Origin of the sequence: Aquicella siphonis (genome assembly GCF_902459485.1) — a bacterium.
GTDB classification, from domain to species: Bacteria; Pseudomonadota; Gammaproteobacteria; order DSM-16500; family DSM-16500; genus Aquicella; species Aquicella siphonis.
In genome coordinates this window covers 1,223,917-1,242,431 of sequence record NZ_LR699119.1, presented here as the reverse complement: position 1 = coordinate 1,242,431, position 18,515 = coordinate 1,223,917, and the positions used below count along the sequence as shown (strand labels likewise).

General features: G+C 46.6%; 14 protein-coding genes and 4 tRNA genes. 14 read left to right on the top strand and 4 right to left on the bottom strand.

The window, feature by feature from the left end:
- Positions 1-28: 28 nt before the first annotated feature.
- Positions 29-1,126, bottom strand: coding sequence for a type IV pilus twitching motility protein PilT (locus tag AQULUS_RS05840; protein WP_148339149.1), 1,098 nt, complete (start codon positions 1,124-1,126; stop codon positions 29-31).
- 643 nt (positions 1,127-1,769) lie between these two features.
- Here AQULUS_RS05840 and AQULUS_RS05835 point away from each other — a divergent pair.
- On the top strand, positions 1,770-3,188 hold the full coding sequence (locus AQULUS_RS05835) for an OmpP1/FadL family transporter (RefSeq protein ID WP_148339148.1): 1,419 nt from the start codon (positions 1,770-1,772) through the stop codon (positions 3,186-3,188).
- A gap of 119 nt (positions 3,189-3,307) precedes the next feature.
- Here AQULUS_RS05835 and AQULUS_RS05830 read toward each other — a convergent pair whose 3' ends face one another.
- From AQULUS_RS05830 to AQULUS_RS05820, 3 genes are all read right to left on the bottom strand, one after another.
- Positions 3,308-3,748: a hypothetical protein gene (locus AQULUS_RS05830; RefSeq protein WP_148339147.1), complete on the bottom strand. Its 441-nt coding sequence runs from the start codon at positions 3,746-3,748 to the stop codon at positions 3,308-3,310.
- A 217-nt stretch (positions 3,749-3,965) separates the two neighbouring features.
- Entirely contained in the window at positions 3,966-4,376 is a 411-nt protein-coding gene (locus AQULUS_RS05825) for a hypothetical protein (protein WP_148339146.1), read from the bottom strand.
- A gap of 36 nt (positions 4,377-4,412) precedes the next feature.
- Entirely contained in the window at positions 4,413-6,197 is a 1,785-nt protein-coding gene (locus AQULUS_RS05820) for a lytic transglycosylase (RefSeq protein WP_148339145.1), read from the bottom strand.
- 295 nt (positions 6,198-6,492) lie between these two features.
- Here AQULUS_RS05820 and AQULUS_RS05815 point away from each other — a divergent pair, with 295 nt between their 5' ends.
- From AQULUS_RS05815 to AQULUS_RS05755, 13 genes are all read left to right on the top strand, one after another.
- Positions 6,493-7,251, top strand: coding sequence for a class I SAM-dependent methyltransferase (locus AQULUS_RS05815; RefSeq protein ID WP_148339144.1), 759 nt, complete (start codon positions 6,493-6,495; stop codon positions 7,249-7,251).
- Entirely contained in the window at positions 7,248-7,697 is a 450-nt protein-coding gene (gene rnhA / locus AQULUS_RS05810; RefSeq protein ID WP_148339143.1) for a ribonuclease HI, read from the top strand. Before AQULUS_RS05815 ends, rnhA begins: the two co-directional genes overlap by 4 nt.
- Before the next feature lie 3 nt (positions 7,698-7,700).
- Positions 7,701-8,405 carry a DNA polymerase III subunit epsilon gene (gene dnaQ / locus AQULUS_RS05805; RefSeq protein WP_148339142.1) on the top strand — a complete coding sequence of 235 codons (705 nt, stop codon included), beginning with the start codon at positions 7,701-7,703 and terminating at the stop codon, positions 8,403-8,405.
- 227 nt (positions 8,406-8,632) lie between these two features.
- Positions 8,633-8,718: transfer RNA gene (locus AQULUS_RS05800), tRNA-Ser, on the top strand.
- Between the two features lie 30 nt (positions 8,719-8,748).
- Positions 8,749-9,402, top strand: coding sequence for a UvrY/SirA/GacA family response regulator transcription factor (gene uvrY / locus AQULUS_RS05795; RefSeq protein ID WP_148339141.1), 654 nt, complete (start codon positions 8,749-8,751; stop codon positions 9,400-9,402).
- A 68-nt stretch (positions 9,403-9,470) separates the two neighbouring features.
- Complete coding sequence (uvrC, locus tag AQULUS_RS05790) at positions 9,471-11,297, top strand: excinuclease ABC subunit UvrC (RefSeq protein ID WP_148339140.1); 1,827 nt, start codon at positions 9,471-9,473, stop codon at positions 11,295-11,297.
- Complete coding sequence (gene pgsA, locus AQULUS_RS05785; protein ID WP_232051847.1) at positions 11,281-11,901, top strand: CDP-diacylglycerol--glycerol-3-phosphate 3-phosphatidyltransferase; 621 nt, start codon at positions 11,281-11,283, stop codon at positions 11,899-11,901. Before uvrC ends, pgsA begins: the two co-directional genes overlap by 17 nt.
- A 107-nt stretch (positions 11,902-12,008) precedes the next feature.
- Positions 12,009-12,084, top strand: a tRNA-Gly gene (locus AQULUS_RS05780).
- Positions 12,085-12,128: 44 nt separating this feature from the next.
- Positions 12,129-12,199: transfer RNA gene (locus AQULUS_RS05775), tRNA-Cys, on the top strand.
- Positions 12,200-12,268: 69 nt separating this feature from the next.
- Positions 12,269-12,353, top strand: a tRNA-Leu gene (locus AQULUS_RS05770).
- Positions 12,354-12,471: 118 nt separating this feature from the next.
- Positions 12,472-12,807 (top strand): ferredoxin FdxA, encoded by a 336-nt coding sequence (gene fdxA / locus AQULUS_RS05765; RefSeq protein WP_148339139.1) that lies wholly within the window; start codon positions 12,472-12,474, stop codon positions 12,805-12,807.
- A gap of 97 nt (positions 12,808-12,904) precedes the next feature.
- On the top strand, positions 12,905-13,561 hold the full coding sequence (gene tsaB / locus AQULUS_RS05760; protein WP_148339138.1) for a tRNA (adenosine(37)-N6)-threonylcarbamoyltransferase complex dimerization subunit type 1 TsaB: 657 nt from the start codon (positions 12,905-12,907) through the stop codon (positions 13,559-13,561).
- A gap of 98 nt (positions 13,562-13,659) precedes the next feature.
- Positions 13,660-18,507: an NAD-glutamate dehydrogenase gene (locus AQULUS_RS05755; protein ID WP_148339137.1), complete on the top strand. Its 4,848-nt coding sequence runs from the start codon at positions 13,660-13,662 to the stop codon at positions 18,505-18,507.
- The last annotated feature ends 8 nt before the right edge of the window (positions 18,508-18,515 follow it).

Below are 18,515 nucleotides of genomic sequence, written 5' to 3'. Positions count from 1 at the left end.
TCATATCATTGTATGAGGGTTATTTACTTTATTTGTTGACTACATTACCAAGGGGTTCATTTACAGGTTTTTTGCCTCCCTCAGAGAATTTCATGCTGTCACGATGCGAGCTTACCAAACGACTGGTGGATTGTGAAATAATACCTTTTGCCACCAGTTCCTTGAGATTTTGTTCCAGTGTGAACATACCCATGTCGCCGCTGGTTTGAATGGTTGATTCTATGTGTGAATTCATACCCTGGCTGATCAAATGGCGTATTGCCGGGGTGGCGAGCATGACTTCAAAGGCGGCTACGCGTCCGGAAGCGGCTTTCTTGACGAGTGTTTGACAGACCACGGCTTCAATTGTTTCAGACAACATGTTTCTCACGCGGTTTCTTTCAGACGTAGGAAATACATCTATGATACGGCTGATAGTAATGGCTGCTGAACTGGCATGCATGGTAGACAAAACCAGGTGACCGGTTTCTGCCGCAGTCAATGCAAGCCGAATAGTTTCAAGATCGCGCATTTCACCCAGCATGATCACATTTGGGTCTTGCCTCAGGGATGAGCGCAATGCTGCTGAAAAGCTTTTTGTGTCCCTGCCAACCTGCAATTGATTGATGGAACACTTTTTATTTTTATGTATGTATTCGATGGGGTCTTCTATTGTAATGATGTGACATGGTCTCATGGTATTGACAAAATCGATCATGGATGCCAGCGTCGTGCTTTTCCCGGAGCCTGTTGGGCCTGTTACCAATACCAAACCATGCGGCTGCACGAGCAGCCTTTTCAATATGATAGGCAAATTCAGTTCATCAAAAGTGGGTACTTTGTCTGGAATGACACGTAATACGGCTGCAAGCCCCTCTCTTTGATGGAATGCATTCACGCGAAAGTTACCCACATTAGGAAAATTGACCGCCAAATCCAGTGCGAGATGTTTTTCAAGTTTGCCTTGTTGTTCTTTGGTCAGGATACTATAAATCAGTTCTTTCGCGGTTTCGGGGGTAAAATTGGGTTTATCTTTCGTTGCCAGTAAATCCCCGTCGATACGCATGAGTAACGGCATGCCCGGAACAATGTGCACATCGGACGCGCGCTGCTCCAATGCAAGTTTTAAATATGTTTCAATTTCCATTGTAGTCTCCCCCTCGTCGAATCACCGCCATCAGTGTCTTTTTGGTTGTTCTCATTTTACGGATCATTATAGCTTTATGTTCAAAATAACTTGTGACATACACAAGAATATAAATTAAGTATAGCAATGGTATTCCAATTGTGTTCTGGGCAATAAAATTAAATAAAAACAATAAATTATTATGAGGTTCACCCTTATTAGGCCAGTCGCCGGGATAACGGGCCTGGGCGAATGAAAAGCATGTTACGCCAAGAGGATTGCATTTCCAGGGATGAAACGGCCATAAAGCTGACCTTCTTCACATGGCGGCTGGCAATTTCTGAAACTTTTATTTGAATATGCTTCACATAAGAACAATGATTACATATGAACACAATGGCGGCTGAACAGGTGATTGGGCTCAGCCTGATCAGGCAGTTTGAATCCGTATCCTGCAGGTCAAAGTCTGTCGCGCTGGTTCCTAATGGAGTTATGTTGGAAAACGTTTTGGCTGTAAAGATTCACTAGCTTGAAAAGTTTGTTTTGTTATGTAAATACGGTATCCTTAACATGCCTCCTATTTCAAGTGAATGTATATTGAAAATAAGTAGAATGTGACAATCAAGCTTAGGAGATAAACAATAAAGTTAAGGAGAGAGACTCAATGAAACGTTTTGTCATGCGCCCATTGGTGACTGTTCTTTGTGCATCGGGCTTGTTAGGTTCAACTCAGGCAATGGCTTCGGCATTCCAGCTATGGGAACAGGATGGAGCCAGCGTTGGAAATTATCACGCCGGCTATGCTGCGGAAGCCAATGATGCAAGTATTACCTGGTATAACCCCGCCGGTATCACCCGTATCAAAAACCAGCAATTTGTATTAGGTGGATCCGCAATTGCTTCAGATTTCAAATATCAGGGCAGCGTGGGCGTCACAGAATTATCACCTGTATTTAATCCGTTCCCGATACCCCATTTTCAGCCTGTGACAGTCAACTTTGACAGTGTCACTGCACAGGGCGGAGGATTCAGTATCATTCCTAACCTGCAATATGTCGCACCCATCAACGACTGGATAGGGTTTGGTTTCAGTGTGGATGTTCCATTTGGTTTGAAAACCAGTTATGGAACGACATCTCCCATGCGCTATGCCGCGACATTGACTTCTATCAGGGTTGTTGATATCAGTCCTGCTCTTGGCATGCAGATTACTGATAAGGCATCCGTGGGCGCGGGTTTTGACATACAAAGAGCTTATGCGGAATTTGACAGTGTCGCTGCGTTAATTGATCCGAGTCCGTTTTCCATTAACAAGACCGTGATCACATCAGAAGATACCCGCAGTACCAATAAGGCAAATGATACGGGTTATGGATTTCGTCTGGGTTTTATGTATGAATTTAACCCTTGCACTCGTATGGGCATTAGTTATCACTCGCAGGTGGTTCATCATTTCTCTGGCAGCAGCAAGTTCATTGGCCCTATCACTGAAATAGCCAACGCAGAGCATGGCGGCGGACCTATTGTTTCTTCCCGTGCCACCACGAATGTGAAACTACCGCCTTATACCGCATTAAGTGTGTTCCACAAGGCCACGCCATCCTGGGCGTTTATGGGTACGCTGGTTTACACGCAATGGAATACCTTCAAGACCTTGACGCTTAATCAGGTCGCTGGTCTGGTGAATGACCCGGTCACATTGGTTGCACCCAGCACGGACATCCAGATATCAATTCCGGAAAACTACCGCAATAGCTGGAATCTTTCGCTTGGCGCCAACTATTATCCCACGGAAACCATCATTATCCGTTCGGGTATAGGGTATGATCAGTCACCCGTGCGAGACAGATACCGTAATGTCCAGTTGCCGGATTCCGACCGCTATGCCTTGGCCTTAGGCGGACATTTCCAGGCAACAAAAACCATAGGACTTGACGTTGGCTGGTCTCATATCTTTTTCTTTGGCAAGGTTAAAGTCAATCCTCCGCCGCAGGTTAATGGCGCTGAAACGGTATCAACTAACGGCCATGTCAAAGGCGGTGCAGATGTATTGTCCGGCCAAGTCACCTGGGACATCGTTTAGGCGGCTAAAAAAGTTCCCAGGGTGTTTGACCTGACCCTGGGAATGGCTGATCTTTACTACAGGGTTAAAATAATAAAAATGGCGGCATATTTGCCGCCATTTTTATTGCACGCTATGTGTTAGCCGGTTCTTTGTATTCTGATGGTCAGATCTGCTTGTACGCCGGGTGAAATGTGTAAAGTTCCTTTGGCTTCACCGGTTTTTTCTGAAAGGCTGCCTTTTAGGCTGCCATATTCCGTATTGATGGTAATGTCTCCATTAATGCATTTTCCCGACATTTGCTGTGAGGTGTGTTTGGGGCAAAGCATACTTCCCGAGTCCTTGTCTGCATTGAATTTCAAAGTGAAATTGCCTGCGGCATCCACACTGCTCGCCGTCCCGGAGCCGCTATATTCACATTGGCCAATCATCCAGTTTTTGGCAGTACCTGTTCCCGCCCATTGTCCTGAAAGTTTCTGGCAAGCATTTGCGGCGTATGAATGCATGGTGATGTCAGCATAAGAAGCGGCAGCAAACGAAACTATTGCCGCGGTAAAACAGGTTATCAGTTTTTTTTTCATCTTTTCTCCTTGAAAACTTTGTTAATCCCATAGCCGGATAATCCACCAGGATATCCATCCGGTTTGTGTCTCCATGATGCAATGATTGCGCACAGAAGATAAAGAGCGATTATTACTGTATAAATATAGAATGGCAATAGAAAGGAAGAGGGGAGTGCGTCATTTAAAAACTGCTCCCGGAAAGTCATAAACTATTCCGGGAACAGGAAGAAAGGACTTATTTCACCGCAAGCGCTGATCCGCTGTCCAAATTAACAGTGAATCCTGAACCGGAGATTTTAAATTTTGTTGTATCCACATTCTTGATGTCATAAATGCCTTTTTTTGTATCAAACATGACAGTGGCGACTTTGTCTCCGCTGCAATTATCGGTCATATAGACATCTGCTTTGCAGTCAGAAGCATGACCATAGCACGCAAAGCCGATAATAATATCAGAAACCTTGTTTGTTGAATGTGCTTTGGTAATTCCGCCTGAGAGAGAACTTGAACACATTCCATCATTAATGATGGAAGTGGAATCCTTGTCTGTGTTATTCACAATAGTGAGGCCTGCCTGGGCTGCCAGAGGAACACTGCACAAACCTGCTGCCAGGACGCCAATACTTATTATTTTTTTAATTGTCATGCTTTTTTCTCCTTGATCATATTAATAAAAAGAACACTAACCACGAATATGAGTGGGGATGACAAGCCTGTCACCCTCGCTCAGGGAACTGTTATCTACCAGATTGTTGATGCGTATAGCCGAAGCTGTGGTGCGGAATTTGCGCGCAATCTTTTCTATGGTATCACCGCGTCTGACCATGTAAATGGTATCGCCAGGCTGTATCTTTTTAGCAGACGGAACGGGGGATTTTTTGCTCGCTGTTACGACCGGATGCGTGGGTATGATGATTTGCTTGCCAGGTTTGATTTGATTCGATGTCAACCGGTTCGCTTGGCGAAGTGACTGGCTGCTGATATGAAAACGTTTGGCAATTTTGTCCAGCGTATCTTTTGATCGCACCATGTAAATGGTATCGCCTGGCTGAAGCTTGTATGAATTTCCGTTTTTTTCAGAAACGATCACCGGGACGATATCCTGTGATTTTTTTATTTTGGAGGATATGTCATCGGTTGTTTTGCGGATGGCCGGCTTGCGATGATCTTCTTTTTCAGCAAGCAGTTCTTGGACTGGATAGGCGTCATCTTCAGCATCATCATCGCTGTCTGCGCCGGAATGTGGAATCAGCAGATTTGTTCCCGGGCGGATGGTGCTCTTGCTGAGATGGTTCATTTTTCGAATATCACTCGTGGTCGTCTTGAACTTTCTGGATATGGACATTAGTGTGTCACCGGATTTGACTTTGTAATGTATCCAGTTCACTTTACGGTTAAGCGGCGATCTTGCCAGATTTTCGGTAAACTGTTCTATGTTTTCAATGGGTAAAACCAGCTTATATGGGCCGCTGGTCGAAGTGGAGGCGCTTTTGAACCCCGGATTCAACTGCATCAGCTTTTGATGACTGATGCCGGCGAGAGCGGCGGCCAGCTTGAGATTGATCTGGGTTCCGATATCAACTTGTGCAAGGTAAGGGGCATTTCTAACCGGGGGCAGATACACAGGGTATTTGTCCGGACGACTGATAATCGCTGCCAGCGCCAGCAGGCTGGGTACATAATCCCTGGTTTCCTGTGCCAACGGCAACGACCAAAAATCCGTGTCCCGGCCATCGCGAATATTTCTTTTGATCGCGGCCAGCACATTACCTTCACCGGTATTGTACGCTGCGATAGCCAGCAGCCAGTTCCCTTCAAAAAAACTTTGCAGGTATGCAAGATAATTGAGTGCGGCGCGTGTTGACGCGATGACATCCCGGCGTCCGTCGTACCACCAGTCGCGTTTGACGCCTAATCCGGATGCTGTATCCGGCATTAATTGCCAAATCCCCGATGCACCCATATTGGAAACAGAAAAGGGATTGTAACCGCTTTCGACAATGGGCAGTAAAACGAGTTCCGCAGGCAAGTGACGTTTTTTGACCTGTTGTGAAATATAATACAGATAAGGTGCCGCGCGCGAGGCGGAACGCAGAAGATAATCCTGATTATTCATGTACCATTCAATTTTGACTTGTACCGCGTAACTTTCTTCATAATGTGCCAATGAGAATTCGTCTCGTAACACATCCCAGAGATTGTCTGCATTTCGATAACGGGTGATATCATCAGCCAGTTTCTGTTTGTGTTCAGGGGGCAGGTATTTTTGATACACCTGAATGCCTTCAGGATTGGGTAAAGCAAAAGAGATTCCGCCAATCAGAATGCTGCCAGCCGATAAAAGCAGGCATTTGATCGCCGCATTGCGCATTAATCGCATTTTTTGTCTAATCAAAGCATATATCCTACTGCGCAATCCATTCTTGTCAGCAATTTTAGCCAGCAAGGCTTTAAATCTTTTCAACACGCATCTGTCCTCGGCATTACTTCGTGCAATGTTATTATTAGTTAAAATTTAAGCATTTTTAATTTTCCTGAGTCAAAAAAATTAAAAGGGTACGACGAAAAAACAAGACAAATGCGGAATTTACAACGTATTGACGTCACACGGCGACACAATAGGCATGATGCCGGTATATTGAAGTCACTATGATTTAGAATTGTTAATTCCATTAACATGACCTTAGATAGTACTGATTAATCACTGTACGTCAAGATTTGGTATGCTATAGTAACAAAATTAGTCGGGAGATGGAAAAGCTTTGGCACACGGCTATCGTACGCTTCAACACTGGAATCACTGGCTGGCCCAACAATTTTTGGGCAAGCGGCTTTTGGATGCTGAAGCAGCGCAGATGGCAAGCCTGCTTGGTCGGCATTTCGGCAAACATGCCGTTCTGATAGGCGTGCCCCATCAATATGAATTGTTGAAATCAACGGCTATTCCCTGTCATTCGCTAATTACACCCATAATCACCCATGCGCATGAACCCGGTTTGATTGAAGGGGATTTGCATGAACTGCCTATCCTGACCGGCAGCATCGATTTGGTTTTGTTACCTCATACGCTGGAATTTGTTGATAATCCCCGGCAGTTATTATCCGAAGCCTGCCGCATCATCAAACCTGAAGGATTAATTGTTGTCAGCGGATTTAATCCGTACAGCACCTGGGGATTGCGAAAGCTCATGACCAAACACAAGAAAAACATACCCTGGGGAAGCAATTTTATACATTTTCATAAAATCAGAAACTGGCTCAGGCTTGCGGATTTCGCTATGGAAAGAAGTGAGTCCGTTTTGTACACACCGCCGGTCAATCGTCCCAAGCTCTACCATAAACTGCAGTTTCTTGAAAAGATCGGCAAGAAATGCTTCCCCCGGATGGGCGGTGTCTATATATTGGTAGCACGCGCCAAAGTCATTCCTCTGACACCCATAAGGTTAAAGTGGAAACAACAATTGAGCGGAATCCGTATTTCATCGACTATTTCCGGTAATATTGCCAGACAATCCAAATGAAACATGTACAAATATATACAGATGGAGCATGCCGGGGTAATCCAGGGCCGGGCGGGTGGGGTGCCTTGCTGCGATATGGGGGGCATGAGAGAGTTTTATCCGGAGCCGAGACACTGACTACCAATAATCGCATGGAGCTGACAGCGGCAATCAAGGCGCTGGCTGCACTGCGAGAAAATTGCAAAATTGAATTGCATACGGATTCGCAATATCTACAGAAAGGCATTACAGAATGGGTAAAAGGATGGAAAAAGCGCGGTTGGAAGAAGGCAGACAAGCAGCCGGTGAAAAATGCTGATTTATGGCAGCTTCTCGATCAAGAGGTTTCGCGCCATGAAATTAACTGGCATTGGGTAAAAGGTCATAGCGGCCATCCTGAAAATGAGCGCGTAGACCGTGTTGCAAACCAGGCCATTGATGAACTTTTAAACGCGGAGAAATCGTGAGGCATGCGGCAGATTATTCTGGATACGGAAACAACAGGGTTACGCATTGAAGACGGCCACCGTATTATTGAAATAGGCTGCCTGGAGATGGTGGACCGTAAATTGACCGGAAATCATTTTCATCATTTTATTAATCCGGAGCGTGAGGTAGAAGCCGGTGCGCTGGCGGTTCATGGCTTATCCAATGAATTTCTGCATAACAAACCTCTGTTTAAAGAGATAGTTAAAGAATTGATGGATTTTATTTCCGGTGCGGAATTGATCATACACAATGCGCCGTTCGATCTTTCATTCCTGAATAATGAATTACTCCTGACTCGTGAACGATGGAAAGCCGTAGCCGATTATTGCAATGTGATTGATACCTTGCAATTGGCGAGACAAATGCACCCTGGCCAGCGCAACAGTCTTGATGCCTTATGCAAGCGTTATGGGGTAGATAATTCAAAACGCGATTTGCATGGCGCTTTGTTGGATGCGCATTTGCTGGCCCAGGTCTATCTGGCCATGACTGGCGGCCAAGGCAGTTTTTTTGACGCCGCGGCTGAGACGCGGGATGCGCAAACCCAATCTTCAGGAACGGCGCATACCCGGCGCATCCAAAACCATAAGCTGATCATCATGCGGGCAGCTGAAACGGAATTGAAAGATCATGAGTTGTATCTTCAATTGCTGCAAAAGCAGGGTAAGTGCATCTGGAATGATTGAGGACCCCGCCGCATCTTTTTCCGCCCAAAGGCGAATAAATTGCTTTTACCGCCAAGTCGATAACCTGTTAATATCTCTGATAAATTTATCCCCGGTGCTCTTGCGGGGCGCCGATGGGGAATGTTAAATTAATTTCTAATTTTTTATCATTACGATATAGACGTCTAATAAAAATAACGTTAATATTCACTGCTTGCGAATTGATCAATATGTCATTATAAAATTCTGGAGAGATGGCTGAGCGGTCGAAAGCGGCGGTCTTGAAAACCGTTGTGTCCTCTGGGCACCGGGGGTTCGAATCCCTCTCTCTCCGACAAATCGCATTGGATATTAGGGGACAGCCTTGATAAAAGTTCTGTTAGTAGATGACCATGAACTTGTACGCATGGGTATAAAACGCCTGCTGCAGGATGTGCAAGCCATCAAAGTTGTTGGCGAAGCAAGTACAGGCGAAGAAGCGGTACTCTTGGCCAAAGAATTGGTTCCCGATGTCGTCGTTATGGATGTGCATATGCCAGGCATAGGCGGTCTGGAAGCGACCCGCAAAATGATTCGCCACAATCCCGATATTAAAATCCTTGCCCTGACTATTTATGAAGATGAGCCTTATCCCTCCCGACTGCTCCAGGCGGGGGCATCCGGTTATATTACAAAAGGCTGTGATCCTGATGAAATGATCAGAGCTATCAGAACAATACATTCCGGACAGCGTTATATCAGTCCGGGAATTGCGCAGCAGATCGCCATTAAGCGCTTTACCAAAGGTGAGGAATCCCCCCTGGATATGTTGTCTGAGCGTGAATTGCAAATCATGCTCATGATTACTCAAGGACAAAAGGTTCAGGATATATCCAAAAAACTTTGCTTGAGCCCCAAAACAGTTAACAGCTACCGCTATCGGATATTCGACAAGCTGAACATTAATAGTGATGTTGAATTGACTCTGATGGCGATGCGGCTTGGCATGCTTGAGGGCGCAAAGTCCGAACAGGAATGAGATTTTTTCGCCTTGTCGTAGAATGGCGTATAATATAGCTATTAATATCCTGTCTTTGATGCTTGCTCATGATTAAAAATATCAAGACGTTTCTCGCCAACCTTTCTCATCACCCGGGTGTTTATCAAATGCTGGGCGATAAAGGTGAGGTTTTGTATGTAGGCAAGGCCAAAGATTTAAAAAGGCGGGTCTCCAGCTATTTTGGCGGCAAATCAAAAGATCCGAAAACGCTTTCGCTGGTAGAGCACATACACGACATCAATATCACGATTACACACACTGAAAACGAAGCGGTATTGCTGGAATGTAATTTAATCAAAAAACACCGGCCTCGTTATAATGTTTTATTACGTGATGATAAGAGTTACCCGTATATATTGATTTCACATCATGGTTATCCGCGAATAGATGTATACCGGGGCGCACGAAAAAAGAATGCGTTGTATTTCGGGCCGTATCCGAGTTCCCTTGCCGTAAGGGAAACCATCAGTCTGATACAGAAAATATTTCGCATCCGTACCTGTCGCGACAGTTATTTTAATGCGCGAACGCGGCCCTGCCTGTTGTATCAAATCGGGCGCTGTTCGGGGCCTTGTGTAAAATTAATCTCTGAGGCTGATTATGCTCACTATGTCCAGCTTGCGATTTTATTTCTGGAAGGCAAGAGCCATCAGGTGATTGAGGAACTTCAATGCCGCATGGAAACGGCGGCACATGCGCTGGATTATGAACTTGCCGGATTTTACCGTGACCAGATCACACGTTTGAGACAAATCCAGGACCGCCAGTACGTGAATGTCACACACGGCAACGCGGATGTCATCGGTTTCGCCATGCAGGCGGGAATTGTCTGTCTTCAGCTCTTGTCCATACGCGGCGGACAGGTATTGGATAGTCGGTCTTATTTTCCCGCTGTTCCTGCATATTCACATACGGATGAAATCATTGAGGCATTTTTGACCCAGCATTATCTTGCTGATGCTTCTCATGTTGAAAGTATACCCAGGCTGATTGTGGTAGATGCGCAAATTCTGGAACAAAAACTGCTCGAGAATGTGCTGGCAGAACAGGCGGGGCATAAGGTCGAGGTTCTCAAGCCATCGCGAGGTGAAAAGAAAAAATGGCTGGCCATGGCTACCCTCAGTGCCCGGCAGTCGCTATCCGCGCATATATACAATAAAACCAACTTGCAGGAACGCGTGCTTGCGTTACAAGCAGCTTTAAACCTGAAAAATCCGCCAAGACGAATAGAATGCTTTGATATCAGTCACACTATGGGAGAAGCAACAGTGGCTGCGTGTGTGGTGTTCGATCAAAACGGTCCTGTCAAATGTGATTATCGGCGTTTCAATATTCATGATATCCAGCCTGGAGATGATATTGCAGCGATGCGTCAGGCATTAACACGACGCTTCAAGAGGCTGCAAAAAGAACACGCTCTGCTCCCCGATCTGGTCTTGATCGATGGAGGCCAGGCCCAGCTTGCTGCAGCGAAAGACATACTGGCTGATCTGCAAATTCATTCTTTATTATTGGTCGGGGTTTCGAAAGGGCCTGACCGTAAGCCGGGTTTTGAGACTTTGCATATTGACGGTTTGCCTCCTGTGCGCTGGCCTGCGGATGCGCCCGCCTTGCATTTCATTCAGCAAATCCGTGATGAAGCACACCGCTTTGCGATCACAGGGCATAGGCAGCGTCGGGATAAAACCAGGCGTCAGTCTCCTCTTGAGCGTTTGCCCGGCATAGGCGCAAAACGCCGCCGTGATTTGTTACGTTATTTTGGTGGTATTCAAGGCATAGCTCATGCTAGTCTTGATGAGTTGACAAAAGTATCGGGTATTAGCCGTTCTCTGGCAGAGAGAATATTTGCAGCATTCCATGACACGACCGTATGATCAAATGTTTAATTGGCCCAATGTACTCACCATAATACGGATATCGGTGATTCCGCTGCTTGCCATCTTTTACTACCTGCCATTTTCCTGGGGCCATTTGGCTGCGGCCATCGTTTTTGCCATAGCTGCAATCACGGACTGGCTGGACGGTTATCTTGCCAGATATCTCAAACAATCCACCAAATTAGGCGCATTTCTCGATCCGGTTGCTGATAAACTCATGGTGTCTATTGCGCTTGTCCTGATAGTCGCGGAGCCTACTTTTCAATTCGTCAGCGTGCCTTCATCCGTTGTTTCCATACCTACCTTTGTTATTACCATTCCCGCTGCTATTATCGTGGCGAGGGAAATTATTGTGTCTGCCTTGCGCGAATGGATGGCAGAAATCGGCAAGCGCGCGAGCGTTTCCGTATCAAGTCTGGGAAAAGTGAAAACTGCGGTACAAATGCTGGCCCTGATTGTCTTGCTGTACTGCGATAATACTACCAATTCGACCCTGGTGCTTACGAGTTATATTTTGCTTTATATCTCAGCAGTGTTAACTATTTGGTCTATGCTGATTTATTTAAAAGCCGCCTGGGTGCGGTTAGTCGTTTCAGATTGAATTATTTCTCATAAATCGCTTGACATACTTCAGTGCCGGGATAGAATTACACGCAAATTAAGACATGCACTCCGAACGCTAAGTAGCATGTATATTTATGGAATTATGCGGGAATAGCTCAGTTGGTAGAGCACAACCTTGCCAAGGTTGGGGTCGCGAGTTCGAGTCTCGTTTCCCGCTCCAGGTTACAAGAAAGCCTCAGAATTGATCTGGGGTTTTTTGTTTTGGGCTGGGTGGCAGAGTGGTTATGCAGCGGCCTGCAAAGCCGTGGACGCCGGTTCGATTCCGACCCCAGCCTCATTTTCGAAAGACTGGGAAAGGAGGCGCGCGATTCAGCATGGCTGAGCGCGAAGCTCTTTCTCACATAGCCCGGGTGGCGGAACAGGTAGACGCAAGGGACTTAAAATCCCTCGGGATCTAATCCCGTGCCGGTTCGATTCCGGCCTCGGGCATGAATTACTGACAGGTACGCCCCGACAGAGTCACAAGTCATGCGATGAGATCGCCGCTGGCGCAGTGGCGGAAAGACCAGGTGTGGGGTGACAAATGTGAATATGGTAAGCTATATCAATGACATTTGTTGTAACCGAAAAGTGCATACGCTGTAAATATACCGACTGCGTGGAAGTTTGTCCGGTCGACTGTTTTTATGAAGGTCCTAATTTTCTTGTTATTAATCCCACCGAATGCATAGACTGTGCATTATGCGAACCTGAGTGTCCTGTTAACGCCATTTATTCTGAAGATGATCTGCCTGACAAATATCAGTCATACCTGCCATTAAACGCCGAGCTTTCCGAAAAATGGCCTAATATCAACCGCCGTAAGGATGCACCTGCTGATGCAGACCAGTGGACGGAAATAGAAGATAAACTTCAGTATCTCGAGAAAGAATGGCCAAAATAAATACTATCATTTATATCTGTTGGCAGCTCACCAGCCGGATGATAAAACCAGAAGAACGGCTGTTCCAGGCATTATATTCCGCGAAGCAGGTATCAGGATGAAAATACTGGCCTTGGAAACGTCCTTTAATGCCTGTTCAATCGCGCTACAGAATGATCGCCAAGTCATTTCCAGTCACCATATCGCCCCCATGCAGCAAGCCCGCATGATCCTGCCGCTTATTCAGGAAATCCTGAGTGCGGGTGCTCTGACGATAAATGATCTGGATGCTGTTGCCTATGGCTGCGGACCGGGCAGTTTTACCGGGGTACGCATTGCCAATAGTGTCGCCCAGGGCTTGGGGTTTGCCGGTCAGAAGCCTGTTATTCCGGTTTCTTCTCTGGCTGCGCTTGCCCAGACCGCTTTGCTGGCGCAACAATGTACAAAGGTATTAGTCGCAGTGGATGCGCGTATGGAGCAGTTATACTGGGCCCGGTATCAAGTCGGCGAGCAGGGACTGATGATATTGGATGGGAAAGAACAATTATGTGCACCCATGGATATTAGCAGACCGGACACGAATGACTGGGTTGGTGCCGGAGACGGCTGGGACAAGCATGAAAAGGTCATTTGTACACGGCTAGGCTGGGCTCCGCAGGCGGTTTATGCGGCATTAGCGCCCACAGCGGAGGCAGTGTTACAGCTTGCCGCAGTCAGTCTTGAGCAGGGCAGGTGGATTAAGGCTTCTGAAGCTCTTCCTGTTTATCTTCGTTGAGATTTAAGCCTCATGGGACTAAAATTTGTGCTGTTACATTTTCAAAGAGCAGGGTAAGAGCGTGGCCCTACAAATAATATTGCAAAGCGGGAGCAGACATGACCGGTGCCAATAATGGCGAATGCCAAAACATCATCAATCAATTGAAGACCTATATTCAAGATAACGCCCATGAAAAAGATGTGCGTTTGCTTGAGATTTTCGCTCAACGGTATTATGCCTCGTCCGCTGTCGACGATTTGAAAAACCGGCCGATTGCTGATTTGTATGGTATTTTACTGTCACATTGGAAATACATTCAGCAGCGCGCGCCCGGTGAAGCCAAGATTCGTATATTTAATCCGGACAAGGAAAAAGACGGCTGGTCATCGTCGCATACAATCATACAGATTTCACATGATGATATTCCGTTTCTTGTCGATTCATCCCGCATGGTTGTCAACCGGTTTGGTTATCAGATTCACTTTATCATCCATTTCGGCGGATTCAAGGTTAAACGGGATGCCCATCATAAAATCACGGATATTGCGACGCCCGCCACCATGGATGAACATACTACTGGTGAGGCGCCAATATATATAGAAATTGACAGGCTGACTGACAAGAACACCATGATGGAACTGGAACAGGAAATTGGCAGCGTTCTCAGTGATGTGCGTGTTTCCGTCGCGGACTGGCGCAAGATGGTAAATCGTGTGGAAGAGTGTCTGAGCGAACTGGAAAACAATCCTCACACTAATGTTGACCAGGCAGAGCTTGCCGAATCACGTGATTTTTTACGCTGGCTCATCAACAACAATTTTACTTTTCTGGGTGCCCGCGACTATAAACTGATAGGCAATGGCACCAACCGCGCCTTGCAAATTGTTCCAGGTTCGGGATTGGGTGTGCTGCGCGATGAAACGTTTAGCACAACATCAAAAACCTATGCCGAACTGCCGCCGCAAGCGCGAAAAATGGCTTTATCTAAAAATATTCTGATCATAGCCAAAACCAATACCACCTCGACGGTTCATCGCCAGGCATATACGGATTACATTGGTGTCAAAATTTTTAATGACAAAGGCGAACTGACAGGCGAACATCGCTTCATCGGGTTATATACCTCCACGGCCTATCATTCCAGTCCCCGTCAAATTCCATTCCTGCGCCATAAGGTTGACAAGGTGCTCGAAGACCTGGGTTTTCCGCCGGACAGTCACGACGGCAAGGAAGCGGTCCATATTCTGGAAACGCTTCCTCGCGATGATTTGTTCCAGGCCACTCATGAAGAATTAATGGAATTGACACTGGGCATCATACAGCTGAAAGAGCGCAAACGCATACGGCTGCTGGTGCGCCGCGATGCTTATTACCGTTATTTTTCCTGCTTGGTGTATGTTCCAAGGGAAATTTTCGACACGGACCTTGCTTTGGCGATGCAGGAAATCCTGATGCAGGCCTTTAAAGGGATTGACTGCACTTTCACAACTTATTTTTCTGATTCAGTACTGGCGCGCATTCACTTTCTCATCCGCGTCAATCCAAAAATTCCCGTGGAATTTGACCTGGCTGAAATTGAAAAGAAACTGATTACAGTGTCGCGCTCCTGGTCGGATGATTTGAAAGACCGGCTGGTGGAGCATTATGGCGAAGCCGAAGGTCTCAGGTATTATGGTAAATATCAGAAGGCATTTCCCGCCAGCTATATTGAAGATTACTCAGTTCATGAAGCGCTGGATGATATCGAAAAAATCGAATCCCTGTCTGACGCGCGTCCGTTAGGCATGCTTTTTTCAAAATCCAATGATAATAACACATTGAACCTGAAACTCTTTCACGCCGAACAGACCATTGTTCTTTCCGATGTCCTTCCTATCCTGGAGAATATGGGCCTGAAAATTATTGGCGAACGGCCGCATGAATTGAAATTCAGGGATGGCAAGCATATCTGGATCAATGATTTCAATATGACATATGCCATCAACAAAGACATCGATATTGACGATATCAAGGATATTTTCCAGGATGCTTTCACTAAAATCTGGTTCGGAAAAGCGGAAAATGACGGATTTAATCGTCTGGTATTAGAAGCCGGTCTGACCTGCCAGCAAACATCGGCATTACGCGCCTATACCAAATATCTGCGCCAGACGGGATTTACATTCAGCCAGAATTATATAGAAAAGGCGCTGATTAACAATGCCGGACTTGCCATGGCGCTGGTACAGCTCTTTTTACTGCGCTTTGATCCCGCATGTGACGAGAACCAACGGTCTGATCCCAAGGAGCTGATTGATTATATCGAAAAGATGCTGGATTCGGTTGCCAGTCTGGATGAGGACCGCATTATTCGCAGACTGCTGGAATTGATTCAGGCCACCATTCGCACTAATTATTTTCAGAAATCGGCCGAAGGCATCGAAAAACCCTATCTCTCTTTCAAATTCGACCCGGCAAAAATTTCAGATCTTCCCTTGCCGCGTCCCCGATATGAAATATTTGTCTATTCGCCCCGGGTTGAGGGTGTGCACTTGCGCGCAGGCAAAGTGGCGCGCGGCGGCCTGCGCTGGTCCGACCGGCGAGAGGATTTCCGCACGGAAATCCTGGGCTTGATGAAAGCCCAACAGGTCAAAAACACAGTTATTGTTCCCGAAGGCGCGAAGGGCGGGTTCGTTGTCAAGACGGCGCTCACCCCGGAAATGACGCGCGATGATTACATGAAAGAAGTCATACACTGTTATTCCATATTCATTTCGGGACTGCTGGATATTACCGACAATATCAAGGAGGGCGCCACCGTTCCCCCGGCTGACGTGGTGAGATATGATGGTGATGATCCTTACCTGGTTGTGGCGGCAGACAAGGGCACGGCGACATTTTCGGATATCGCCAATGGCATCGCGCAAAAATACGATTTCTGGCTGGGTGATGCGTTTGCTTCCGGCGGCTCCGCCGGATATGACCATAAAAAAATGGGGATTACTTCTCGCGGCGTGTGGGTTTCGGTAAAACGTCATTTTCGCGAGCTGAATATCGATCCGGAAAATGATGATTTCACTGTTGTCGGCATAGGCGACATGAGCGGGGATGTGTTTGGAAACGGCATGCTGCTCTCAAGACACACTAAACTTATAGGCGCGTTTAATCATATGCATATCTTTCTGGACCCCGATCCGGATCCTGCACTGAGTTATGAAGAACGCAAACGCTTGTTTCACTTGCCGCGATCCTCCTGGAAAGATTACAACCCCCAGCTGATTTCCGTGGGCGGCGGTGTTTTCGATCGTTCCGCCAAATCCATCAAGCTGACACCCGAAATCAAGCATATTCTGAACACAAAGAAAGACTCGATGGTTCCAAACGAATTAATCCGCGCCATGATCAAGGCACCCGTGGACCTTATCTGGAATGGCGGCATTGGGACATTTGTCAAGTCCACCCAGGAATCACATCTTGATGTGGGTGACAGAACCAATGATGGCATACGCATAGACGCGACGGAGTTAAACGCGCGTGTCATCGCGGAAGGCGGAAACCTGGGAATGACTCAGCTCGCGCGTATTGAATACTCACTGCAAGGCGGTATCGTCAACACTGATTTTATCGATAATTCCGCAGGCGTTGACTGCTCGGACCATGAGGTTAACATCAAAATCCTGCTCAACCGGCTGATGGCGGACGGCGAAATGACGCTTGAACAGCGCAACAAACTGCTGGAAAAAATGACTGATGAGGTCGCGGCGCTGGTTTTATTAGACAATTATGATCAGACACAAATGCTTAGTCTGGAAACCTCGGTTGCCCAGCAGACCATCGATTTATTCAGACAGTATATGAATGATCTTGAGAAAACAGGGCGGTTGGATCGCAAGCTGGAATATTTGCCTGATGACAAAACCCTGCTGGAACGCAAGGCCGGCAATAAACCGCTGACACGGCCTGAAATTGCCATGCTGCTTGCTTATTGCAAGATGTATTTGAAACAAGACATTTTGGCCAGCGATGTTCCGGAAGATCCCTATTTCGGCAAGTTTCTGCTGACAGCTTTTCCCAAGCCACTGCGCGAAAAATACCTGCCTCAAATGCAGGAACACAGCTTGCGCAGGGAAATCATCGCCACTCAGTTATGCAAGAGCATTACTGACCGCATGGGAATTAATTTTGTGGAGAGGCTGCAGCGGGAAACCGGTGCTTCCGTCGCCTTCATCATACGCGCGTACTCGATTGCCGAAAACATTTTCCATATGGAAGAACTGTGGCAGCAAATCATGGCTCTGGACTTCAAAGTCGGCCAGCATATTCAGTATAGAATGATGCTGCAGATCTATTATCTGATACGTCGCGCCACGCGCTGGCTTTTACGCAATCGCAAGCCCAGCTTGGATATACAAAAAACCATAGATGACTTTGCTCCGCATATCAATGAATTAAGCAGGCGGCTCCCGCAAGTGCTGGACGGCATGGATAAGGAAGCTTATGACGCGGCGGTCAATTACCTGATTGATCAGGGCGTGCCGGACAAGCTGGCAAAGAGCATTGCTGGATGCAATACCTTGTTCACTTCTCTGGATATTGTGGAAGCCGCGCAAAAGTATGACCTGGACTTGACAGAGGTGGCAAAAACCTATTATCTGATCGGCAACCGCCTTGAATTAAATTGGCTGCGTGAGCTGATGAATTCCTATGTCGTTGAAAACCAGTGGGATGAATTGGCGCGCGCCGGTTTTAGGGATGATCTCGATCGTGTGCAGCGCAAGCTGAGCACTCGTATTCTGACAATGAAGTCAAAAGAAGTGAAAGATAAAAGTATCAATGACCGCATTGATTTCTGGATACATCGATATCAGTTTTTAATGGAACGCTGGCAAAAACTTCTGGCAGATATCAAATCAAGCGATGCTGTCGGATTTGTGACATACTCTGTTGTGCTGAGAGAATTGTTCGATTTTGCCCAGGCAGCATAAGGATGATA